We start from the raw sequence: 23,689 nt of genomic DNA on the forward strand, positions 1-23,689 counted from the left end.
GAAAAATACAGAATCACGCTGGAAAATCACCGGCTTGGCGCTCGAAATTATTTTACTATCTGACTAATCTCTAGTTGATTAAAATTTAAACAGCCGCTGTAGTACTACTGGACAAACAAAAGAGGTTAATCCTGATTTGTTCCGTTTTGCAGCGCGGTATGAATTGCCGGTAATCCGGCTTCGACAACGGTGATGTATTGCTCAAGCAAGGGAGCTACGGCTGTAATATCTTTATCGGCTTTTACCAGTGCTTCAATTTTTAAATTCAGCTCCGTTGCCTCTTCTAATCCCATCATCATGGCGGGTGCTTTCTGCGTATGGAGCGTACGGCCAATCGCTTTCACATCGCCATCGCTCAGTGCCTGCTGCAACTGCTTAATTTCATCCGGGGTTTTATCAAGGTATATTTCCAGCAGTTCCATCGCTAATTCGGCATCATTCCCTACTGAGTTTAGTAACGGCTCGACTGAGAATGAGGTTGAATCGATTGAATGGACAGGGCGCGAAGTCTCCACTACCGGTGCCTGTTCGCCATTCGGGAACCCATAATGCTGAATCATCCGCTGTAAATCCTCCATCTGGAAGGGTTTAGGCAGAAAATCGTTCATCCCCGCCTGCAAACATTGTTCGCGTTCGCTCGCAAGTGCGTGGGCTGTCATGGCAATGATCGGGATATTACTTTGCAGGGTAGTTCGAATATGACGAGTGGTTTGATAACCGTCCATCACGGGCATCTGAATATCCATCAGGATCAGATCGAAAGACTCTTTTTGCAGCATATCGAGTGCCTGTTGACCATTTTCAGCCAGTTCGGCCTTGTAGCCTAAACGTTTGATTACCTGTAAGACCAATTTCTGATTCATCAGATTGTCTTCTACGGCCAGAATGGTCAGTGATTTTTTTACCGCATTGGTTTTGGTTAAATCTGGATCAATGCCCTTGCGAACTGATTCTGGTGCGATCTGGTAAGGAATTTCCAGTGTAAATTCGGAGCCTTTACCCGGTTTGCTCGTTACGGTAATCCAGCCCCCCTGAATTTGTGTGAGCGACTTGACAATATTAAGTCCCAGACCTGTACCGCCGTAGTAGCGGGTGGTAAAATTGCTGGCCTGCCGGAATCGCTCGAAGATATGGGGAAGCGCATCAGCCTCGATACCAATGCCCGTGTCTGTTACTTTAAACTGTACGCGTACTGATTGCTCCGTTTCTTCCTGCCTGGTAATTTGAGCCGTTATGGAACCTTCTTTGGTAAACTTGATGGCATTACTGAGTAGATTAAGCAGAATTTGAGTGAGTCGGGTTGGGTCGCCCAGTACCAGAGGAGGCAAGGTTGGATCTACATCGAAGACCAGTTTCAGATTTTTATCCGCTGCCGTCGGTTGAAGCATCGTTTGAAGCGAGGCCACCAGCGAACGAATGCTAAACGGAATTGACTCCATCTGAATCATACCCGCTTCAATCTTGGAAATATCCAGAATGTCATTGACAATCGTCAGTAGATTTTTTCCCGCCGTCTGAACCAGTTTTACAAATTCGGCCTGTTCCTCATTCAAGGGTGTCACTTCCAGCAGGTTCGAAAAACCAATCACCGCATTTAATGGTGTGCGGATCTCGTGACTCATATTGGCCAGAAAGTTCTCCTTGATCCGGGCGGCCTGTTCGGCCAGTTCTTTGGCTTCCTGCAAACGGAGCTGCGATTGAACCCGATCACTAATGTCGATGCTGGAGGAGACTACATATTGCAGCATACCCTCCGCATCGTAAACCGGGCTCGATGAACTCAGGATTTGAATGGCCTTATCACCAATCCGAACTTCGATGTCGTCTACCTGCGATGTTTCCCCCTTCATTGCCCGAAAAGCAGGCCGTTTTTCGGTAGGATACGGATTGCCATTGGGAAACTGGTAAATGGTAATCTGTTTTAAAATATCAGCGTATGTATTGAGTTTCGTAATTGCTTCGAACATGGTAGCTGCAGCCTGATTGGCATAGTACAGATCCCCATCTTTATTGACAACCACAATTGAGACGGGTACCGCTTCCAGAAACCGTTTAAGCTGCTGTTCATTCTGAGCAAGCTGCCGATTTAGGCGCGTTGCGTTATTAAGGGTTTTTAGTAGCCGAAAAATGGCCCATAGAATGATCGCTAGTGCTGCAACGGCACCTGCAATGCTGCTTCGGGTGGCATAGGTAGCCGATTGCTCACTGGCAGTTGCCCTTACCGTCAGCAGTTCGTTCTCTACGGCTTCTATTGTTTTTAACTGGTGGAACAATTGGTCGCTGAAGCCCATGAATGTTCGCACAGAATCAAGGCGAGCCAATCCCTCCTGGGGTGATCGCTTGGTGAACAATATGTTACCATGAGCTAATTTTTGTTCGAAAAGCTGACTGATCGTTCGCAGCCGCTGTTGTTGAGCGGGATTGTCGACAGTGAGCGCGGCTATATTTTTTAGAAACCCCGCCATTTGCCTGACATTCCGATCGTAATCTGCCTTAAAGAAAGGATTATTCTGACTAAGCAGATAGCCCCGCAGATCATTATCCAAATTGGTTAAATGCGCCTGGATCTGCTGCGTTTTCTGCAATACCAGATGCGTATGAATGAGCAGACGATTCTGGCTGACCATGCGCTCTGTTGTGCGGTGGGCATTTATACCAATGAGTATTGGAATTAATAAGCCAACGGCCAGTATCCAGCCAATACGTGTAGTAAAATTCATAGAATCGAAGCCAGACTACTATAGAGGTAGGCAGAGAATTTGTAGGATAAATAGAGTTCAACCTTCAGGCTGACGTACATGAAAACAGATTCAGTATGCCAGACATAAGATCGGGTAAAATCATACAAATGATATAAATGTAAAAATAAATAAATAATAAGTTCTTCTAATGAGCTAGTAGATAAACATTTTTTGTTCCCAGGCTATCTTTCCCAAGCCGACTGCCAGGTCTATACGCTGAGCCTGGCGGCTTAATTAGTAATCAGCTAATACCGACTTCGACAACTATCAATGGCATACTTCCCGTGAATCGATTGCAAAAAGGTAGGCTTCGGGTCTGTAATAAAGTCGCTTTTTCGTTTCTTTGCTGAATGCAACAATACCACGATCTACTGCGCCATGTTCTCGCTAATGGCACCCGCAAAACCGATCGCACCGGCACCGGCACCATCAGTGTATTCGGTTATCAGATGCGTTTCAATCTGCAGGCGGGCTTTCCGTTACTGACTACTAAAAAGGTTCATACGAAGTCAATTATACATGAACTACTGTGGTTCATCAAAGGAGATACCAATATTAAATACCTGAAAGACAACGGAGTTTCGATCTGGGATGAGTGGGCCGACGAGAACGGCGATCTGGGGCCGGTTTATGGTCGTCAATGGCGAAGCTGGGCGGCTACCGATGGGCGTACGATCGATCAGCTGAGCGATGTTTTGAAGCAGTTGAAAAATTCGCCCGATTCGCGCCGGATGATCGTATCGGCCTGGAATCCAGCGGATGTGCCAGGAATGGCCTTGCCGCCCTGTCATGCTTTATTTCAGTTTTATGTGGCCGATGGCAAGCTATCCTGCCAGCTTTATCAGCGTAGCGCCGATGTTTTTCTGGGCGTTCCATTCAATATTGCGTCTTATGCATTATTGACAATGATGATTGCTCAGGAATGTGGTCTGGAACCATATGAGTTTATCTGGACTGGTGGCGATACGCATCTCTATCTAAATCACCTGGATCAGGTCGAAACGCAGCTATCCCGCGAACCACGCCCATTGCCAACCATGCGCCTGAATCCTGCCGTGAAATCGGTATTTGACTTTACATACGAGGATTTTACACTGGAGAATTACAACCCATATCCGGCCATTAAAGCGCCAGTAGCCGTTTAGGTAGCGAGCAATGGAATACTATAATCAGGTCTTTGACCTACAGAGTAAAGCCCCCGCGCAATGGATTGGTCAGGAATTTGAACAATGCATATTCAGTAAACTCGATTTAGCCCAAATGGAATTTACTGGGTCGAATTTTGTCAATTGTCGTTTCGAAGACTGCAATCTAACCAGAATAGCGCTACGGAATACGAAGCTCTACGATGTTCGTTTTATCAACTGCAAACTAGCTCATGTTGATTTTGGGCAGTGCAATGCGTTTGGATTCCACGTCGATTTTCAGGAGTGCCGACTTGATTATACCGCTTTCATTAACCGTAAGCTGAAAAAAGCTCATTTTATAGACTGCTCTCTGAAAGAAGCGCATTTTCTGAAATGCGAGCTGGTCGGAACACTATTTAAACAGTGTGACCTGGAACTGGCCCGATTCGAAGAAAACAATCTGGCTCAGGTAGACTTCTCGACTTCATACAATCTGGAGTTGAATCCAGATGACAATAAATTGAAAAAAGCCCGGTTCTCGCTGGATAATTTGCCCGGCCTTTTGACGAAATACGATCTTGTAATCAATCAATGAGTTTTCCAGCCGGAGGCAATCGTTTATGCTGAATCCGGCCGGAAAACTCACTAGCTGGTTCATCGTTGTTGACTCGTTAGCTTCTGGTATTCCCGTTCGATCATGTCTTTTTCGCTACCACCCCGGTAAACACCAAAGTAATGCGAAGCCAGCCCAATACCCCAGCCGAGTGTAGGGAAGATTGGCCAGGGAAAAATGAATCCCCAATGGCTTGGTGAACGAAACGCAAATGATATAATGGCCCAGATAATCCAGAGTGTACTATTGACAAGTAAATAAGAACGTAAGTGCATCCGAAAGCCAACGCGGGCTTTGGCCTGTTTCCATAAATAGGGGTCGCGGTCAGCAGGTTTTTGATCAGTAGATTCCATGATAAGTTGATAAGGTTGCTTTGTGAGGAAAACGATTTGTGTTGGTTTTAAAACGTTTTGACCTGGAGCCGTGCCACCGCAGCCGCAGACGGTGGTTTATTAATCGTCATCAGGAACCGTGGCACGGCTCCAGGTCAAAACGTTTTAAGTTTATGTAGTAAAGATAGACTGACCCTTTTCTGCGTTATCAGTCAAATCTGACCAATTGCCTAACTTGCGGAGTGAATCTCTTTATTGCTATGACCAATTCCGAAATCGTTGATTTACTCGAACTAACGGGCCGACTAATGGAACTCCATGACCGTGATGCCTTCCGCACACGGACTTTTCAGACGGCCGCGTTCAATCTGGACAAAACCACCGCTGATCTGGCCCAGCTATCGATCGATGAGCTAACCAAACTGCCCGGTGTGGGCAAGTCAGTGGCTGGTAAAATCCGTGAAATCGTAGAAACCGGACACCTGACCGACCTCGAGGAGCTATTGGCTCAGACGCCGTCGGGTGTTCTGGATATGTTTCGAATCAAAGGATTGGGCGTCAAGAAGGTACGGACCCTCTGGCAGGAGTTGGGTATCGACAATCTTCAAGATCTGAAAGTAGCAGGCGAAAACGGCCAGATTGCTAAAACTAAGGGGTTTGGGGCCAATACGCAGGAGAAAATTCTGACGGCCCTGGAGTTTTTACAGGAGCAACAGGGTAAGGTTCGTATGGACAAAGCAGCCATGATTGCCAATGTGCTGCACGATGAACTGATAAAACACTTCGAGCGGGTCGAGATCAGCGGTCAGGTCCGCCGGAAGGCACAAGAGGTCGATACGGTACAATTGCTGGTACAGACCAGTGATCCAATTTCTGCGATGAAGACGCTGGCTAATCTGGCCAATCTGGAGCAGAACGAGCCCGAGTCGTCGCCGTTTGTGTGGCGGGGAAAACTGGAGGGATTCGACGTACTGGTTGAATTACTGTTGTATCCGGCCGAACAGATAAACCGCCAGTTGTTTATTCAAACGGCAACCGATTCGCATCTGCAACAAGTCGGTAATGGCGGATTCCCGTTATTGCAGATCGCCCAAACCAGTACAATGGCCGAGGTTGAAGCAGAAACGGCCGAGGTTGAAGCGGCCATTTATGCACGGGCGGGTCTGCCCTACATTGTACCCGAAATGCGGGAAGATGATTTCGCGTTTCGCTGGGCCAGCCGTCATCGCAACGACGAGCTTGTGACCTGGGAAGATCTGCGCGGAACCCTTCATAACCACAGTACCTGGTCGGACGGAAAACAGTCGGTTGCTGATATGGCGGCTTATTGCCGCGAACTGGGCCTGACCTACTTTGGTATTGCCGACCACTCAAAAACGGCTTCTTATGCCAACGGCCTCGACAGTGACCGGGTTCGACAGCAACAACTTGAAATCGATCAGCTCAATGCTGGTCTTGGTCAGGACTTTCGCATTTTTAAGGGGATCGAATCCGACATTCTGGGCGATGGCTCCCTGGATTACGACGACGCTACGCTGGCGACCTTCGATTATGTTGTCGCGTCGGTACACCAGACCCTGACCATGTCGCTCGAAAAAGCGACCACGCGATTACTGCGGGCAATCGAAAATCCCTATACAACGATTCTGGGACATCCGACCGGCCGACTGCTACTGGCCCGCGAAGGCTATCCTATCGATCACCGGGCTATCATCGACGCCTGTGCAGAGCATCAGGTTGTGATCGAAATCAACGCCAGTCCCTATCGGCTCGATATCGATTGGCACTGGATCGATTATGCCATGCAAAAAGGAGTAATGCTGAGCATTAACCCCGATGCGCACGATCTGGTCGGGTTGCTCGACATGCACTACGGCGTAGCCATCGGCCGGAAAGGTGGATTAACCCGCGCCATGACCTTCAATGCCCTGACGCTGACCGAAATGAGCGACTATCTGCAACGACGACGGGAAAGGACACGTACATAGGGTAGCGCAGCCTCTGAACGCATTAACAATGGATTAATGATAGGCATAATAGGGTAAATCATGGATTTTATCTCTTTATATCCTTGACATGTCATACCATTGTTGATGCCAGGCTGCCAACTCTGCGTTTCCTAACCCCGGTTCTATGCGCTTTTTACATCTACTGTTCGTGTCCGTTTGTTTGCTCAACGGGGCATTGGCCCAGCAACGAACCTCGTCGAATGGCCACGCCACTACGTTTCCGGCTACAGGCTATGTCCGGGATGTCAAAACCGGGAAGCCTATTCAGGGAGTCAACATTGTGGTTCTGAACGTATCGAAAGGCTACGTGACGGCCAAAGATGGATTTTATATTGTACAGTTACCGCCGGGTAATTACATCCTGCGCTTCTCTCATGTTGGCTATCGAACCAAAGAGGATACCATCTCGCTGCAAAAAACACTCTTCCGGGAGATTACCATGGAAGATGATGCCAAAGACCTGGAAGAAGTTGTTGTAACGAGCGAAACCCCCGACCGAAATGTGCGCAAAGTTGAAATAGGGGTTTCTCAACTATCTATTCGGAGCATTCGGCGCATCCCCCCGCTGATGGGTGAAGTAGACATTGTTCGAAGCTTACTCTTACTGCCCGGTGTAACGACAGTTGGTGAAGGCGCACCCGGTTTCAATGTTCGGGGTGGTAGTGCTGATCAGAATCTGATTTTGTTCGATGATGCGCCAGTCTTTAATTCGAGCCACCTGATGGGATTTTTCTCGGTCTTTAATCCTGATGTTGTGCGTGATGTAACCCTGAACAGAGGGGGCGTGGCAGCCATGTATGGAGGACGGGCTTCATCGGTGCTGGACGTGAAAATTCGGGAACCAAGTGCCGAAAAATGGGGAATTAATGGTGGTATTGGTATCATTTCGAGCCGATTAGGCATCGAAGGGCCAATCGTTAAAAACAAACTCTCCTTTCTGGCGGCCGCCCGCGCTTCGTTCAATGATTTTCTATTCAAGCTGGCTCCCCCAAACCTTAAAGACACAAAAGCCAATTTCTATGATCTGACAAGCAAGCTTAAATACCAGCCCAACGAACAGCATACCATTACGTTGACAGGGTATGTAAGCACCGATGTATTCAAGCTGGCGTCAGACTCGCTGTCGGGACAGGAAATCAACGCATCATCAACCCAGTTTAATTACCAGACGTTGACGGGTTCACTACGCTGGAATTATTTCATTAGCAAACAACTGAATCTGGCGACATCGGCCATTTTTAGTCGCTACCAGGCTGATCTGTCGTCGCCAGATTCAGCAAATGCCTTTCAACTAAAATCAGGGATCTGGCATCGGCAGATCAAATCTGATTTCACCTATACGCCCAATGAGACGCACCAATGGCAGGCAGGCATCAGTGCCATTGATTATCTGATTCAGCCCAATACCAGAATTCCCGGCCCTTTCTCGAACGTATTGCCTGTCGATCTTGCCCGCGAACGGGCCTACGAACTCGCGGCTTATGTACAGGATGAGTGGAAACTGAATACCGATGTGTCTGTTGTGGTAGGGTTACGCTACTCTACCTTGCTGAATCGGGGGCCAGAGACAGTACGGACGTATCAGGAAAACGGGCCTCGTCAGGACGAAACCGTGGCATCGACGAAAACGTATGGGGCGGGCCGAATTTACCATTCGGCGGGTGGCCTGGAACCCCGTCTGGCCGTTCGCTGGTCGGTAGGGGAAGGAAAGGCGATCAAGGCGGGCTATAGCCGATTGCGGCAATATATTCAACAGATTACGAACACAACGGCTGCCCTGCCAACCTCGCGCTGGCACTTGAGCGACAGTTACACTAAACCGCAGATTGCTGATCAATGGGCACTCGGGTATTTCCGTAATACATCCGACAACGATATTGAAGCCTCGGGTGAGGTATATTATAAAACCTTGACCAACGCTATTGATTATCGGGATGGGGCCGAACTGCAACTGGCCGAAGCGGTCGAAACGCAGATTGTTCAGGGCAGTGGACAAGCGTATGGGTTTGAAGGATTACTGCGCAAAAACAAGGGACTCTGGAGTGGTTTTATCAGCTACACCTATGCGCGTACGTTCCTGACGATGAACAGTCCCTATGCCGAAGAACGGGTTAACAATGGCCGGGCTTATGCCGCTAATTACGATAAGCCCCATACCTTGAACGTATTGGCCATTTATCGGCCAACGACCTGGTTCAGCCTGTCGTTGAATTTTACGTATAGCACAGGCCGCCCGACAACCCAGCCATCGGCCCTTGCTAAAGTGGGGGGAATACTCGTTCCAATTTACCTCGACAGAAATCAACAGCGCGTTCCTGACTATCACCGGCTTGATTTCTCGATGACGTTTGAGCAGAATCCGCTCAAGAAAAAACGCAACCAAAGCAACTGGGTTTTTTCGATCTATAATGTTTATGCGCATAAGAATGCCTACTCGATTTTCTATAAGCTAAGTTCGGCGTCTTCCACCGATGCCTATAAGCTGTCAATTTTCGGAACGGCCTTTCCATCATTAACCTATAATTTCAAGTTCTGATCATGAATTATTTCAGACTGCTCATATATGGACTTGGGGTTTTGCTGGCCGTTCTCTCCTGCGTGACAGAATTTCAGCCTGGCACAGTCAGTATTCCTCCTTCGCTAATTATTGAAGGGCAGATTACGGACCAGGCGGGACCTTATACGGTCAGATTGACCCGTACAGCCGACTATTCCTACAAAAGCCTGAATTTGCTGGAAACGGGAGCAACCGTAACCATTGAAGACAATCAGGGAAACCGGGAAACGCTGACCGAACAGGCACCCGGCGGTGTGTATCAGACGCGGGTGGGGGGCATTCAGGGCGTTGTAGGACGCAGTTATAAAGTAACGGTTGTGACTCAGGCTGGTAAACGCTATGAGTCAGATGCTGAAGTGCTGCGAGCGGCCCCTCCAATTCAGAAACTATACTATGAATACAGCGTAGAAGGTGAATCGGTTGTGAATGCCAAAAATCAGGGATGGAATGTTTATCTGGATACCAAAGATCCTGAAACGACGGGTGATTATTATAAATGGGACTGGCAACACTATGAACCGATTGATATTTGCTTTAAGCAGGAAACGAGAGAAGGTACGCTTGTTGGCTTAGACTGCTGTACACCCTGCTGGGATATTGTTCGTTGTTATAGCTGTATAAGTGTAAACTCCGACGTCAATATCAACGGGCAGGCCATCAGTCGTCAGTTTATTATGCGGGCGCCTTTTAAGTCGACCAGTCGCTATTACCTTGAGGTGCAGCAACAGGCTATCAGCAAAGGAGCTTATACGTTCTGGAAGAGTGTCCGGCAGCTAACAACCAACACGGGCGGGCTGTTCGATGCGGCTCCTGCCATTGTTCAGGGTAACGTTCGTTGCGTGAGCGACCCGGCCACAATGGCGTTTGGCTACTTCGGTGCGGCTGGGGTTTCAGAGCAATTTATTTATATAGATCGAAGCACAGGTCAGGGCGTTCCTGATCTCGATCCACCAGTAAGTGTGCCACAGCCGTCAGCTTGTGTGATCTGCGAAAATAATCTGTACAGAACGCGTAATAAACCTCGTTGGTGGGCCTACTGAATGGTTTGGTTACCTACCTAAAAAATGATATTTTTGCGGAAATAAGTCGTATCATGGCTCCCCCGGTAAAAATTCTCGTTTTACGCTTCTCATCCATCGGCGATATTGTATTGACGACGCCTGTTGTACGGTGCCTGAAGCAGCAACTGCCGGGTGCCGAAGTGCATTTTTGCACGAAACGGGCCTACCAATCCATTGTTGATCATAACCCCTATATCGACAAACGGTATTTTCTGGAGGATAGCCTCAGTGACCTTATTCGAGAGTTACGGGCCGAACGGTACGACTATGTCATTGACTTGCATAACAATCTGCGTACGAGGCTGATCAAACTTGGCCTGGGAGCGAAATCATATAGTTTCGACAAGTTGAACCTGCGTAAGTGGTTCTATGTCCGGTGGAAAGTCAATGCCATGCCCAATGTGCATATTGTGGATCGGTATATGGCAACCGTGCAGGCGCTGGGCGTTCAGAATGATGGGCGGGGACTCGACTTTTTCATCCCCTACAAAGATCAGGTCGAAACCGAGTGGTTGCCCGATACGCATCGACACGATTATGTGGCATACGCCATCGGCGGGCAGCACGCAACCAAAAAGTTGCCGTTGCTACGCATGATTGAGCTTTGCTGGAAAATCGATCATCCAATTATTTTGCTGGGCGGTAAAGAAGACCGTGAGGTTGGTGATGAAATTGTCCGGGCCGTTGGTCCGCGAATGATTTATAATGCCTGCGGGCAGTATAACCTCAATCAGTCTGCGTCGTTATTGCAGGGTGCACGGGTCGTGTTTAGCCACGATACCGGGCTGATGCACATTGCAGCTGCTCTCAAAAAGAAGGTCTATTCAATCTGGGGAAACACCACTCCGCAACTGGGCATGTATCCCTACAAGACGCCTTATGTGGTGATCGAAAAAACGGGACTGGAGTGCCGCCCCTGTTCCAAAATCGGGTTTGACCAATGCCCGTTGAAGCACTTTAAATGCATGAACGAACTTCAGTTTGATTTCGAAGTAAAAGAGCTGCGGAAAAAAAAGAATCTGGAGTAGGCAATCTCTTTTCGTTCATCGTTCCCATGCCTGATCCTCCTGCCAGGGCAGGCATGATCGTGGTAGAAATCCCAGGCCATTAGCTGGTAAAGGTGTCATCTGGTTTCAACCAGACTACTTTCTGTTCGGCCGTATGGGCCTGGCCAAGTATGTCGCGGTAGAGTTCGGGCCGCCGTGCATTGCGATACCGATGGCCACCAGCCAGTTGGAGTTTTTCGGGATTGCAGGTGGCCGTTATCACCTCATTACCCAATTGCCGACACTCAGCTATACTATCGCCAAACGGATCGATGATCATCGAACAACCGTTCTTTAACTGATCATCGTCCATACCGATCGGATTCGAGAAAACGACATACACGCCATTGTCATAGGCACGGGCCGGGAGCCATTTCAATAACCAGGCCCGGCCTTTCATCCCATCGAACTCCAGCCGAACAGAGGTCGGATCTGTTTCCCGGTTTTCCCACAGGACTGGATCTACGAATCCGGCACCCGGTCGGGGCGAAGGTGTTCCCATTGTTACATGGGGCATAAAAATGACATCGGCTCCCAATAAAGCCGTAGCTCGTACATTTTCGATGACGTTGTTGTCATAGCAGATCAGGATACCGCATGTCCAGCCGAATAACTCAAAGACCACATACTGATCGCCGGGGAGCAGGTGAGGATTGATAAACGGATGAAGTTTTCGGTATTTGGCAATCAGTCCATCTTTTCCCACGCAGACATAAGCCTTGAATAGTCGATCCTGTTGATCTTTTTCAAATAAACCGGCTAGTACAACAATATCGTAATCGCGCGCAATCTGCGTCAGGGCCTGAATACTGTCGCCACTGGGTATGTATTCAGCCAGAGCCAGCATTTGTTCTTTGGATAAATGCCGGGCAAATGTATAGCCAGTAACGGAGCATTCGTGAAACGCCACGACCTGAGCGCCCTGCTGGGCCGCCTTTTCTGACAGCTTCCGAATCATGGCCAAATTATACGCTTTGTCGCCACTGGCGTTCTCGAACTGGGCTGTTGCAATACGAAGATTTTCCATGTCTGTTTGAATTTGGCTCAAAAGTAGAAAACCCAGAAAGGCAGCGATTGTATAAAACCGACAAATCGATTAAGTGCCGATAGAAGGGTCTAAAGGCATTAGATTGACCGCCAGACGCTGCGCATTGGCGTCATATTGCGTAGGGGTGATGCCGACAAGGTTGGTAAACTCCCGAATGAAATGAGCCTGATCATAATAGCCGGTGCTATAGGCCAATTCGGTTAACGTGAGGGCAGGGTTTTCTCGGTGAATTTTAAGGCAATGCTGTAAGCGAATGATTCGGGCAAACTGCTTTGGACGAATGCCCATAACCTTGTCGAATCGGCGTTCGAGGCTTCGTTCCGTTACACTCAGGTGCCTGGTCAATTCCTGAACAGTCGTTGACCCTTTTGTTTGATGAATGCGTTGAATGGCCGCCTGAACAGAAACGGATTCGTAAGACAACCCTTGCCAGTGCTTGAGCAAAAAGAGCTCAATTCGTTTAATTCGGCTTGCGTTGTCCGCGTCATTTAGAATTTGCTCCTGCAAACGGCTGCCGTCATTGCCAAACACACTGGAAAGGCTAATCTGGTTATTCGTCGTTTCGTTTCCGGGTATACCCGAAAGTACATGTAATCCCCAGGGCTGTAAAACGACGATCAGCATGCCTATTTTCTTGCCTGAAAGCAAGGTATGGTAGCGATTGGCCTGCCCGTAAACGAAGCTGTTTGGTAGTGTTAACGGCTGGTCAGTAACGTAGTATTGAGTGAGCGGGTCAGCATACGTGAAAACAAAGCCAGTGTGCCCGTCTGGAAAAAAACGGTAAATAGGCGTATGGTCTACCTGGTTTTCGATGATCAGGTAATGCTTAACGAGGCCAGAAAGCTCAGGAGACGGTACTAGCTGCATCGATTAGCCTTCAATTTTCATACTGGGTGGTTGATTCACTACCTCTAACTTAAAAACGTCGTTTCGCGAATAATGGCCTATACAATCAAAATCTAATTTACTCTTTGCCAGGATCGAAAAATCAAGATCAGCCGTAAGTAGACCCTCCTGATTCCAGAGCGGTCCGGCCAGAATTTCGCCCAGTGGTGAAATGATCACACTACCGCCACTGCTCATGATCTCCGGCTCGTCGACCAGATCGGGCTGGTAACGATCCGGATAGTCGGCTTTTCGGACAAACTGATTACTGGCCAGAACAAAACAACGGCCTTCCATCGCAATGTGTTGCATCGTAGCCTGCCAGCTATCGCGGGAATCGGCGGTGGGAGCCAGATAGATCTCAATGCCTTTCTGATACATCGCCATGCGGGCTAAGGGCATGTAATTTTCCCAGCAGATAAGTCCGCCGATTCGTCCCAGACCCGTGTCAAAACTGACTAGTGTACTACCATCACTTTCTCCCCAGATATACCGCTCAAGGCCGGTGGGTTTGAGCTTACGATGTTGGCCCAGGAATGTGCCGTCGCTGCCAAAATAGAGTAACGAGCAATGTAACGTACCGCCAATCGGATCTCGTTCAGTTACGCCGAGTGCGGTGAAGAGTCCGGCTTTTTTGATGGCTTCACTAATTCGACTAACCGACAAAGAAGGCACCTCAATGCTGTTTGCCCAATAGTCCAGCCATATGGTTCGGCTTTTATCTGTCCGTCTACCCAAAATGGCGTCGAACGTCAACCCGCGAGGGTAACAGGGAATAAATGATTCCGGAAAAAGTAGTAGCTGGCAGCCTTCCTGGGCAGCTCGCTCAATCCAGGAGATAACCAGATCGACGCTGGCTGCCAGGTCAAACAAAGCCGGAGTGGCTTGCACGACGCCTACTTTTACGGTTTTAAACGTTGTCATTGATACAGTTTTGTTTCTGGCAGATGTGCGCAGTTTACCAACTGCGATTATTAGCAGGAAAGTCTCATTTGCCCCATACCGGAAACGCTTCTCCGACGCCAAACTCTGACCGGTCGGCAGGTAATTCCATAAACGCATCGGCGTCTAATAAATTGGCAAAATCGGCGGAGCCGGAGCCGGGGAGTGGGTGCGCCAGTGTCCGGCCATCCGGTTCAGAGGTTAGTCGAACCGGCAAAAAATAAGTGATATCGGGACGGAACGTGATGGGTTTCGCCAGTTGAGCATACTGAGGAGCGGCACTGACCAAACCGAGCGACGCTCGCAGGTAAGGCATCACATAACGATAGGCACAGAGCACCGTTGAAACCGGATTGCCGGGTAAGGCAAAGACGGTTTTTTGCGACGTTGTTCCAAACCACAGGGGTTTTCCGGGACGCTGGGCTATTTGATGGAATTGTTTCTGAATGCCCAGTTGTGCCAGTACTGCGGGTACAAAATCAGCTTTTCCCGCCGACACACCTCCACTTAAAATCAATAGGTCGTTTTCTGCCAGCAGCTTCGCTAAGTTATCGGCTAGCACCTGTTCGTCATCAATTATATGGTGTAGTGTTGCCTTGATGCCCAACGATAGCAAAGCGGCTCGAAGCATATAGGTGTTCGAGCGCCGAATCTGATAGGGTAAAGGCGCTTCATCCACATCGACTAATTCATCGCCGGTTGAAATCAACGCTACGCGGGGAAGGGCCGTAACCGATAGCATTGCCTGACCTACTGAAGTCGCTACGGCAATGGCCGACGGGCCAAGTAACATACCCACGCGTACTAATTCATCTCCAGCCTGTCGGTCCGTAGCGCGTCGATGAATATGTTGCCCCTGTTCAATGTCATTGAGTGTAATCGTTGCCCGACCGTCGGCAATTGTTACGTCCTCGTACCGAATAACCGTATCGACTTCCAGGGGAAGCATGGCTCCGGTCATCACCTCCAGGCAGGCCGTTGGGTCGGGCAGCGTTTGTGGTGGTTGCCCGGCAAACTGTCTGCCAATAATTGGAAATGTGCGCTGGCCCGATGCATAGGCCGCAAACGAAATCCCAATGCCATCCATCGCAATTCGGTCGAATGGCGGGAAATCACGGTCGGCACGAACGGCTTCGCGCAGTACGCGGCCAGTGGCTTCGGTGACTGGAATAGACTCTGCGGGCAGCGTCAATAGGTGCTGTTGAGTAATGGCAAACGCGTCGGCAACGGAAAGCATGGGCAATAAATAATGACGAATGAATAATGGACAATGTACAAGGAAAAAATAGAATACAGTTAACCGTCCTCTACCTTTGTATTTCCATACTCTAGCAGGATTTTGCTTGGAGCCGTGCCACGGTTCTTGATGACGATTAATAAACCACCGTCCGCGGCTCCAAGCAAAAATCCTATTACTTTTCATTCTCCATTATTCATTCGATTATGGATTCTCTTTCTCACCTCAACGCCAGTGGAAATCCGGCGATGGTTGACGTTGGCGCGAAGGCAATAAGTCGTCGCACGGCCCGCGCCCAAAGTGTCGTTGTTTTAGGGCTTGAAATCATGCAGCATCTGACCCAGTCTGGATCGACCGGGGCCGATATTCAAACGCGGAAAGGCCCCGTATTCCAGACGGCCATAATTGCCGGAACCATGGCCGCCAAACGCACCGATGACCTGATTCCTCTCTGCCATTCACTGGGGCTGGATAACTGTCAGATCACGATTACGACCGATGGGCCAGACGCTATTGTGGACTGTCTTGTCTCGACGGAAGGCAAAACCGGTGTTGAAATGGAAGCGCTGGTTGGCGCATCGGTAGCGGCTTTAACGATCTACGATATGTGTAAGGCCCTCTCGCATGACATTATCATCAGAGAAACCAAATTGATGGAAAAAACGGGTGGGAAACGGGATTTCAAACGTGAATAAGTCTGGGGCGGATTCTATCAACGGCCTTGTGCTGATTGGTGGGAAAAGTATACGGATGGGGCAGGATAAATCGGTGCTGGCCTATCACGATAAACCCCAGCGCGAACACCTGACCGATTTGCTTCAGGATTATTGCAGCACGGTCTTCTGGTCGGTCAATCGCCATCAGGCCGCAGAACTGGCCGATGTGGAGCAACCCTTGATTGTCGATACGTTCGACAACATTGTCGGGCCGCTCAATGGCATTCTGTCGGCGTTTCAGGTGATGCCCGATGCGGCCTGGCTGGTTGTTGCCTGCGATATGCCACTGCTGACGGCTCAGTCGATTCATGCGTTGGTGGCAGGGCGTGATCCCGCGAAACATGCTACCGCTTTCTATGACTCCGACGGTCGGTTTCCTGAACCGTTGCTGAGTATTTGGGAACCTTCTATCTGGCCGATTTTGCAAAAGGCCATTGGTGAGGGAGCGTATTCACCCCGCCGAATTTTGATGATGAATGATGTCCATCTATTAACTGCCCCCAACAATCGTGAGTTAGTGAACATCAATGACCCGGCCGCGAAAGAAGCCCTGAAACATCAGCAGTGAACAGCCGGTTTAGGTAGAAACAGTTCACCATGAACCTGCTCAGAGACTGGTTGTTTACGGCAACCACTGTATTTTTTTGCGCAGCGGCACAGGCTCAGCGCGCTTCACCATCGCCAGCATTACGCGACTTCAGCGAACAGCGTATTCGGCATCAGAAAACGCTTGGCTTTGCGCTGGGTGGCTACGCGCTGGCTAACATCGCGGCTGGAAGTATTGCAGCCGGACAAACCTCGGGCGAGACGAAATATGTTCACCAGATGAATGTGTATTGGAACCTGTTCAATTTGGGCATTGCCGGAATTGGTTTGCTGGGCTCACGGAAAGCCAATGCCAAAAACGAAACGTTAGCGCAGGCCATAAAGCGGCATGAAACGATGAAGCAGGTCTTACTCCTGAATGCCGGTTTGGATGTTGCCTACGTGGTGGGCGGAGCCTATTTGCGCGAACGCAGTCATTCGCATCCCGACAAAAGCGATCAGTTGCAGGGCTATGGTAAGTCGATCATGCTTCAGGGTGGATTTTTGCTGGCGTTCGATCTGGTCAATTATTTTGTGTTTAAAAGTCGTGGTGATAAACAGGAAATTAAGCTCATTTCGGCCGGGCCAATGGGCGTGGGGCTGGTTATCCCGATCAGGTAGATGGCTTTTTGTCTGGTTCGCCGGTAATTCCGGTGGATGCCTGAACTTATCTGTGTAGGGTTCGGTTTTGCGATAATTCACTAGTCGCAAGGCATCATGCAAACGATTTTACAACCTTTCCAGACGTTTATCGACAAAGCCATTGAGCGTATCCAGAATGACCCCGAAACCATCGGGTTAGCCATTGGGGGTTCCTGGATTACGAAGACTATCGACACGTATTCCGATCTTGACCTGGTGTTGGTGACCAACCAGCCAATTGCCCATGATCTGAACCAGATGCGATCTTATGCGTCCCGCTTTGGCACAATGCTGTCGTCGTTTCGGGGTGATCATGTTGGTGAACTCCGTTTACTGATTGCCTTGTATGAGTCACCGTTGCTGCACGTTGACATTAAATTTCTGACTCTTCCTGAATTTTATCAGCGCGTTGAAGATCCAGTAATTGTTTGGGAGCGTGATGGCCTGCTGACGTCGGTTATTCAGCAATCAGAAGCTCAATATCCTCCTTTCGATTTCCAATGGACGGAAGACCGTTTCTGGATTTGGGTTCATTATGCGGCATTGAAAATTGGCAGGGGGGAGTATTTTGAAGCAATGGATTTTCTTTCTTTTGTGCGAAATGTCGTACTTGGCCCGATGCTACACTTGAAAAAAGGTGGACTGCCCAGAGGAGTAAGGCGGATTGAAACAATGGCCGATCCGGCTGATCTGGAAACCTTGCGTAGCACAATCGCCAGACCCGACCGGGACTCATTGCTTGACAGTTTAAAGGCGTGCATTCGTTTATACAGTGAGTTGCGCGATTTGCTTGCTCCAGATACAGTACACAGACACGACGCGGCACAGATGGCCGTTCAGAATTATTTGACGACACTTTAACTCATGCAAAATCAGGAAATACCGCCGAATCAGCCATTGGTCACCGATGATGACTTTTTACGGGAGGCCATCCGGCTGGCACGGGAAGGAATGGCATCCGGACAGGGCGGTCCATTTGGCTCAGTCATTGTTCGTAACGGCGAAATTGTTGGGCAAGGCTGCAACCAGGTAACCTCCACCAACGACCCAACGGCCCATGCCGAAGTGGTTGCCATTCGCGATGCCTGCCGGAATCTGGGAACATTTCAGCTGGACGGCTGTACACTCTATGCCTCCTGCGAGCCCTGCCCAATGTGTCTGGGTGCTATTTACTGGGCGCGCCCGAGTCGAATTGTGTATGGTGCTTTTCATTATGATGCCGCACGGGCGGGCTTCGACGACCATTTTATTTACGGTGAATTAGAGAAACCCCGTGAAGAACGCCGGATACCCATGCAACAGGCCCTGCGCGACGAAGCGAATGCTGTTTTCGATGAATGGATCGCTATGGATGTGCGAACGTTGTATTAAGTCAACTGCACTATTTGGCCGGTCCGCCGGTTTCTCATAGACATTCATGTAAGTTCGTATCGGCAAAAACCATCCACTCGGGAGACGTAACGTATTACATCTCTACAAAAGCCGTACTTTTGCAAAAAAAACGGGTCGCTTACAGAGAAAATTTTCCGAAGCGGCTTTCTAAACGGTTTTCGTTATGCCAGGAATGGAATTTTTTGGAGCGGCCGAGCGCAAGGAAATCAATGATGTGCTTGAGACCGGTATCCTGTTTCGCTACAATCACGAAGCACAACGCAACAATATTTATAAAGCCCGTGAGTTTGAGGCTGAGGTTGCTAAACTGGTAGGTGCCAACTACGCTCATGCGGTTTCGAGCGGATCAACCGCCGTTCTGTGTGCATTAGCTGCTGCCGGAATTGGTGCTGGCGATGAGGTCATTGTACCGCCGTTCACCTACATCGCTACGGTCGAAGCTGTTCTGATGGCGGGCGCATTGCCTGTTTTCGCTGACATCGACGACACACTTTGTTTAAGTGCCGATGGTATTCGCAAGGCGATTACCCCGAAAACGAAAGCGGTTTGTCTTGTTCATATGTGTGGCCAGATGGCTGATATGGATGCAATCATGGCGGTTATTCAGGAAAACAACCTGGTATTGGTTGAAGACGCCGGGCAGGCCATGGGTGCGAGCTATAAAGGTGTTTCGACGGGTTTGTGGGGTAAGACTGGCGCCTATTCGTTCGACTTTTTTAAGATCGCGACGGCTGGCGAAGGCGGAATTATGGTCACGAACGATGAAACGGCCTATAAACACGCGGACTCCTATTCTGATCATGGTCACGACCACATTGGTACGAATCGGGGTATGGAACAGCATCCCATTATGGGGTTCAATTATCGGATCAGCGAACTCCATGCTGCTGTTGGCGTAGTACAGACGCGCCGGGTTCCGGAAATAATTCAACGGAATAATATTCACAAAACCCAGTTCATGTCGGCATTGGGTCAGGTTCCGGGCCTATCGTTCGCTCGTATTCCCGATACCAATGGTGATTCGGCAACGTTCCTGAATCTGCTGCTGCCCGATACTGAAACCGCCGGGCGGGTGATTGCCGAATTGAATGCTGCTGGCGTGGGAGGCTTCAACTACTGGTTCACGAATATGTATCATTTCATTAACCAGTGGACCCACCTGAAAGATATGCGTACGGCTGCCGCATTGCCCATAGAAAAATTCGGCGCTCCGCAAGATTATAACAACCTCGACATACCGAATGCGCAGGCGGTGGTTGGGCGGTTGATTTCGTTCGGCATTCGGGCAACGTGGACCACTGACGAAGTCGATGCACTGGCAGCAAACATCGAGGCCGCCGTTCGGAAAGCCACTTTGGTAGAAGCGTAATTGTTCAGTAAATATGGCTTAACAACACAATGGTAGCAGCACCAACACAAACCATACATAAGAATTTCAAAGGGGTCGAGAAAACCGTTTACGGGCGGGGTAGCTTCGATCAGCTTGATGCTATTCTGGCTCCGCGCCGGGCCGACAACGAGGGTTATTTTGTCTTTCTGGTCGATAACTACTTCAAAGGCAAACCGCTCGAAGGGCGCGTTCCGGCTCATGACGAAGACCTGACCTATTACCTCAGTGTTGAAGAACACGAACCAACCACGGACCAGATCGACCAGCTCCGTGACGAAATTCTGGCCAAAAAAGGATTGCCGTCAGGGGTAGTTGGCATTGGCGGTGGGAGCATTATGGACATTGCCAAAGCGCTGTCGCTGATGCTCACCAACGAAGGATCGTCAACGCTCTACCAGGGTTTGGATCTGATCAAAGTACCGGGCATTTATCATGTTGGTGTGCCAACTATTTCAGGAACGGGCGCCGAAGTTTCGATGACCGCTGTATTGACTGGCCCCGAAAAAAAACTGGGCCTGAAATGCGAATGGACGGTATTCAATCAGATCGTTCTTGATCCTGAACTGATTGCTAGTGTACCGCGTAACTGGTGGTTCTATACCGGTATGGATACCTACATTCACTGCGTGGAGTCGGAGAATGGGCGGATGAATAATGCCTACTCACATGCCTACGCCGAGCAGTCTATGAAACTTTGCCGGGAGGTCTATCTGGGTGAAAACTCAGGCCAGACACCGGAAAATGACGATAAGCTGATGGTTGCTTCGATGATGGGCGGTTTAAGCCTGACCTATTCTGAAGTTGGGGTATGCCACGCACTCAGTTACGGCTTGTCGAAAATTCTGGGAACTCGCCATTGTTATGCCAATTGTCTGATCATGAATCACCTGGAAGACTACTATCCGCAGGGTGTAGCCGAATTTAAGCAAATGGTGGCGTATCATCAGATTGATTTGCCGCAGGACTTATCGAAAGACTGGAGCGATGATACGATTACACAAATGGCGCATGTATCGTACAACCTGCCACATATGTGGCTGCACGCCATCGGCGACAACTGGCAGGAAGTGATTACAATCGATCTGCTGAAAGACCTGTTCCGGCGGTTGTAAGAGAAAGACTATAGTCCCTGGCTACTGATGAAACGCTCACTGAGAATCCTCCTTATTGTACTCACCGTATTGGTAAATATCGGGTGCGACCAGGTGTCAAAAAAGGTAGTGAGAGAGAAGATTAGCTATGGGGAAAGCATTCGACTTCTGGATAGCCATTTAACAGTAACCAAGGTTGAAAATACTGGCGCTTTCCTGAGCTTGGGCGAATCGTTACCGCCATTTCTTAAACAACTATTGCTGCTGATCTTGCCTCTGATCGCAATAAGCCTGGGTTTTGCTTATCTGTTGGTTAAATTCAAAACACCCCGGTTGTTTGTAATCGGAGCGTGTTTTGTGATTGGCGGTGGCATCGGCAATATGATCGACCGGATGGCTTACGGCTCAGTGACAGATTTTCTGCACATCAGCTTTGGTATTTTTCAAACCGGGATCTTCAACATGGCTGATGTGTCGGTCATGCTGGGAGCCGGATTTATTTTGCTCTCGTCGTTCCTGAAAACCCGGAAGGATGAGAACCAGCTAATTTAAAACGACAAACCAATGTCTCAAAAAATCGTTCGCGTTGGCGACATCGAATGCGGGTCGGATGAGTTATTTCTCATTTCAGGGCCCTGCGTTATCGAAGACGAAAAAATCATGATGACGGTGGCCGAACAACTCCGGGAAATCCAGGAGCGGGTCGGCATCAAGATCATTTATAAATCATCATTCCAGAAAGATAACCGGTCAAGCCTGAACTACTACAATGGCCCCGGTATCGAAAAAGGGATGAAGATTCTGGCGAAGGTAAAGGAGCAGTTCGGCTTCCCATTGCTGACCGATGTGCATTATCCGGATCAATGTGCGCCCGTTGCAGAAGTGGTCGATGTGCTGCAAATTCCGGCTTACCTCTGTATGCAAACGATGCTGGTGGTGGCTGCTGCTAAAACAGGGCGTGTTGTCAATGTGAAACACGGCCAGTTTCTGGCACCGGAAAACATGAAACACCCGGTCAAAAAGATCGAAGATTCGGGTAACGACCAAATCATTCTGACCGAGCGCGGCTACACATTCGGGTATAACGACCTCGTGGTCGATCCACGTAGCTTCTACCACATGGCCCGTACCAACTATCCGGTTGTGTTCGACGTAACGCATGCCATCCGGAAGTACGGTATTCCTTCAGCTGATGCGAAGGGAGGAGCCCGTGAATACCTACCCGTACTGGCCCGTGCAGGTGTGGCGGCTGGTGTCGACGGATTGTTCGTTGAAACGCATACCTGCCCATCGGAAGCTCTTTGTGATGCCGCCAGTCAGCTGGATATTCGTTATCTGGAAGAATTTTTGAAACCGTTGCTCGAACTGCATGCGGTTGAAGTAAAATACCGCAATACCCTGCCAGAATTGGCCTAACTAGTGAAGCATTAAGCGTACAACGTGAAGAATAGAACTGTATCTTCATGTTGTACGCTTAATGCTTCAGTCTGCTAAATGACTGAACTAGAACAGACTTTCACCGCGCTTGGCGGTCAATTTGTAACGCCCGCCGATGCGTTGACGGAAAAACTTAAAGCCATTCGGGCAATCGTTTTCGACTGGGACGGCGTTTTTAACGACGGTATTAAAACCGAAGCGGGTAGCAGCTCGTTCAGCGAAGTCGACTCGATGGGAACGAACCTGCTGCGATTCGGTTTCTGGCTGCATCATGGCGGTCAACTGCCTGCCGTGGCTATCGTGACGGGCGTAACCAACAACCTGGCCGATGCGCTTGTTCGCAGAGAGCACTTCCACGCCTGTTATTCGCAGGCAAAAAATAAGGTTGAGGTACTGGCGCATTTTCTGGATCAGCATAATCTTCAGCCAAAAGACGTTGCCTTTTTCTTCGATGATGCGCTCGATCTATCCGTTGCCGAGGTAGCTGGTGTTCGGATCATGGTTCGCCGGAAGGCTAACCCATTGTTTACCAAGTACGTTATTCAAAATGGGTATGTCGACTATATAACGGGTTGCCAAAGCGGGCAGTTTGCGGTGCGCGAGGGCTGCGAACTCATGCTGGGTTTGCTCGGGCAATTCGATACGGTTATGGGTGAACGGCTTCGCTACCGACCCGTTTACGATCAATACTATCAGCAACGGCAGGCCATCGAACCCGACTACTGGACGGTTGGCGTGGATGGACCGGAGCGAAAAAATAGTTAATTGGCTGATGGAGTTGATTGTATCGATTCGTTTTTACATCGACAGGCCCTTTATCTAAAAGCCAGTATCCAAC

22 protein-coding genes are annotated in these 23,689 nt (G+C 49.3%); 16 read left to right on the plus strand and 6 right to left on the minus strand.

The features are described 5' to 3' along the window. Positions 1–125: 125 nt before the first annotated feature. Entirely contained in the window at positions 126–2,720 is a 2,595-nt protein-coding gene (locus GJR95_RS33360; RefSeq protein ID WP_232540943.1) for a hybrid sensor histidine kinase/response regulator, read from the minus strand. A 371-nt stretch (positions 2,721–3,091) separates the two neighbouring features. On the opposite strand from GJR95_RS33360, the gene GJR95_RS33365 reads away from it, so the two are divergent. Together GJR95_RS33365 and GJR95_RS33370 are read left to right on the plus strand one after the other, a co-directional pair. Further along, a complete protein-coding gene (locus GJR95_RS33365; RefSeq protein WP_162389978.1) occupies positions 3,092–3,886 on the plus strand; it encodes a thymidylate synthase in 795 nt (264 codons plus the stop codon). Between the two features lie 10 nt (positions 3,887–3,896). Next, complete coding sequence (locus GJR95_RS33370; RefSeq protein ID WP_162389979.1) at positions 3,897–4,463, plus strand: pentapeptide repeat-containing protein; 567 nt, start codon at positions 3,897–3,899, stop codon at positions 4,461–4,463. A gap of 59 nt (positions 4,464–4,522) precedes the next feature. Here GJR95_RS33370 and GJR95_RS33375 read toward each other — a convergent pair whose 3' ends face one another. After that, positions 4,523–4,834 carry a 2TM domain-containing protein gene (locus GJR95_RS33375; protein WP_162389980.1) on the minus strand — a complete coding sequence of 104 codons (312 nt, stop codon included), beginning with the start codon at positions 4,832–4,834 and terminating at the stop codon, positions 4,523–4,525. Positions 4,835–5,073: 239 nt separating this feature from the next. Between GJR95_RS33375 and GJR95_RS33380 the strand changes: the two genes are divergently transcribed. From GJR95_RS33380 to GJR95_RS33395, 4 genes are all read left to right on the plus strand, one after another. After that, positions 5,074–6,801 (plus strand): helix-hairpin-helix domain-containing protein, encoded by a 1,728-nt coding sequence (locus GJR95_RS33380; RefSeq protein WP_162389981.1) that lies wholly within the window; start codon positions 5,074–5,076, stop codon positions 6,799–6,801. Positions 6,802–6,946: 145 nt separating this feature from the next. Beyond that, positions 6,947–9,358 carry a TonB-dependent receptor gene (locus tag GJR95_RS33385; protein ID WP_162389982.1) on the plus strand — a complete coding sequence of 804 codons (2,412 nt, stop codon included), beginning with the start codon at positions 6,947–6,949 and terminating at the stop codon, positions 9,356–9,358. 2 nt (positions 9,359–9,360) lie between these two features. Further along, on the plus strand, positions 9,361–10,419 hold the full coding sequence (locus tag GJR95_RS33390) for a DUF4249 domain-containing protein (RefSeq protein ID WP_162389983.1): 1,059 nt from the start codon (positions 9,361–9,363) through the stop codon (positions 10,417–10,419). A 53-nt stretch (positions 10,420–10,472) separates the two neighbouring features. Continuing rightward, positions 10,473–11,468: a glycosyltransferase family 9 protein gene (locus tag GJR95_RS33395; protein ID WP_162389984.1), complete on the plus strand. Its 996-nt coding sequence runs from the start codon at positions 10,473–10,475 to the stop codon at positions 11,466–11,468. A 79-nt stretch (positions 11,469–11,547) separates the two neighbouring features. On the opposite strand, the gene GJR95_RS33400 is transcribed toward GJR95_RS33395, so the two are convergent. The 4 genes from GJR95_RS33400 to GJR95_RS33415 all read right to left on the minus strand — a co-directional run bounded on the left by GJR95_RS33400 (position 11,548) and on the right by GJR95_RS33415 (position 15,598). Beyond that, entirely contained in the window at positions 11,548–12,513 is a 966-nt protein-coding gene (locus GJR95_RS33400; protein ID WP_162389985.1) for a nitrilase family protein, read from the minus strand. A gap of 69 nt (positions 12,514–12,582) precedes the next feature. Continuing rightward, positions 12,583–13,401 (minus strand): AraC family transcriptional regulator, encoded by an 819-nt coding sequence (locus GJR95_RS33405; protein WP_162389986.1) that lies wholly within the window; start codon positions 13,399–13,401, stop codon positions 12,583–12,585. A gap of 3 nt (positions 13,402–13,404) precedes the next feature. After that, positions 13,405–14,343 carry a carbon-nitrogen hydrolase family protein gene (locus GJR95_RS33410; protein WP_162389987.1) on the minus strand — a complete coding sequence of 313 codons (939 nt, stop codon included), beginning with the start codon at positions 14,341–14,343 and terminating at the stop codon, positions 13,405–13,407. 64 nt (positions 14,344–14,407) lie between these two features. Continuing rightward, entirely contained in the window at positions 14,408–15,598 is a 1,191-nt protein-coding gene (locus GJR95_RS33415; protein ID WP_162389988.1) for a molybdopterin molybdotransferase MoeA, read from the minus strand. Positions 15,599–15,804: 206 nt separating this feature from the next. On the opposite strand from GJR95_RS33415, the gene moaC reads away from it, so the two are divergent. The 10 genes from moaC to GJR95_RS33465 all read left to right on the plus strand — a co-directional run bounded on the left by moaC (position 15,805) and on the right by GJR95_RS33465 (position 23,616). After that, a complete protein-coding gene (gene moaC, locus GJR95_RS33420) occupies positions 15,805–16,293 on the plus strand; it encodes a cyclic pyranopterin monophosphate synthase MoaC (RefSeq protein WP_162389989.1) in 489 nt (162 codons plus the stop codon). Beyond that, entirely contained in the window at positions 16,286–16,882 is a 597-nt protein-coding gene (locus tag GJR95_RS33425) for an NTP transferase domain-containing protein (protein ID WP_232540944.1), read from the plus strand. The genes moaC and GJR95_RS33425 overlap by 8 nt, the downstream gene beginning before the upstream one ends. Positions 16,883–16,911: 29 nt before the next feature. After that, positions 16,912–17,520, plus strand: coding sequence for a DUF6992 family protein (locus GJR95_RS33430; RefSeq protein WP_162389990.1), 609 nt, complete (start codon positions 16,912–16,914; stop codon positions 17,518–17,520). Positions 17,521–17,616: 96 nt separating this feature from the next. Next, entirely contained in the window at positions 17,617–18,402 is a 786-nt protein-coding gene (locus GJR95_RS33435; protein ID WP_162389991.1) for an aminoglycoside 6-adenylyltransferase, read from the plus strand. A 3-nt stretch (positions 18,403–18,405) separates the two neighbouring features. After that, a complete protein-coding gene (locus GJR95_RS33440) occupies positions 18,406–18,912 on the plus strand; it encodes a nucleoside deaminase (RefSeq protein ID WP_162389992.1) in 507 nt (168 codons plus the stop codon). Positions 18,913–19,096: 184 nt separating this feature from the next. After that, complete coding sequence (locus GJR95_RS33445; RefSeq protein ID WP_232540945.1) at positions 19,097–20,302, plus strand: DegT/DnrJ/EryC1/StrS family aminotransferase; 1,206 nt, start codon at positions 19,097–19,099, stop codon at positions 20,300–20,302. 29 nt (positions 20,303–20,331) lie between these two features. After that, complete coding sequence (locus GJR95_RS33450) at positions 20,332–21,435, plus strand: iron-containing alcohol dehydrogenase family protein (protein ID WP_162389993.1); 1,104 nt, start codon at positions 20,332–20,334, stop codon at positions 21,433–21,435. Between the two features lie 27 nt (positions 21,436–21,462). Beyond that, on the plus strand, positions 21,463–21,966 hold the full coding sequence (gene lspA, locus GJR95_RS33455) for a signal peptidase II (protein ID WP_162389994.1): 504 nt from the start codon (positions 21,463–21,465) through the stop codon (positions 21,964–21,966). 12 nt (positions 21,967–21,978) lie between these two features. Further along, positions 21,979–22,830, plus strand: coding sequence for a 3-deoxy-8-phosphooctulonate synthase (gene kdsA / locus GJR95_RS33460; protein WP_162389995.1), 852 nt, complete (start codon positions 21,979–21,981; stop codon positions 22,828–22,830). Between the two features lie 78 nt (positions 22,831–22,908). Further along, a complete protein-coding gene (locus GJR95_RS33465; RefSeq protein ID WP_162389996.1) occupies positions 22,909–23,616 on the plus strand; it encodes a phosphatase in 708 nt (235 codons plus the stop codon). Positions 23,617–23,689: the final 73 nt, after the last annotated feature.

This window comes from Spirosoma endbachense, from assembly GCF_010233585.1.
Lineage (GTDB): Bacteria > Bacteroidota > Bacteroidia > Cytophagales > Spirosomataceae > Spirosoma > Spirosoma endbachense.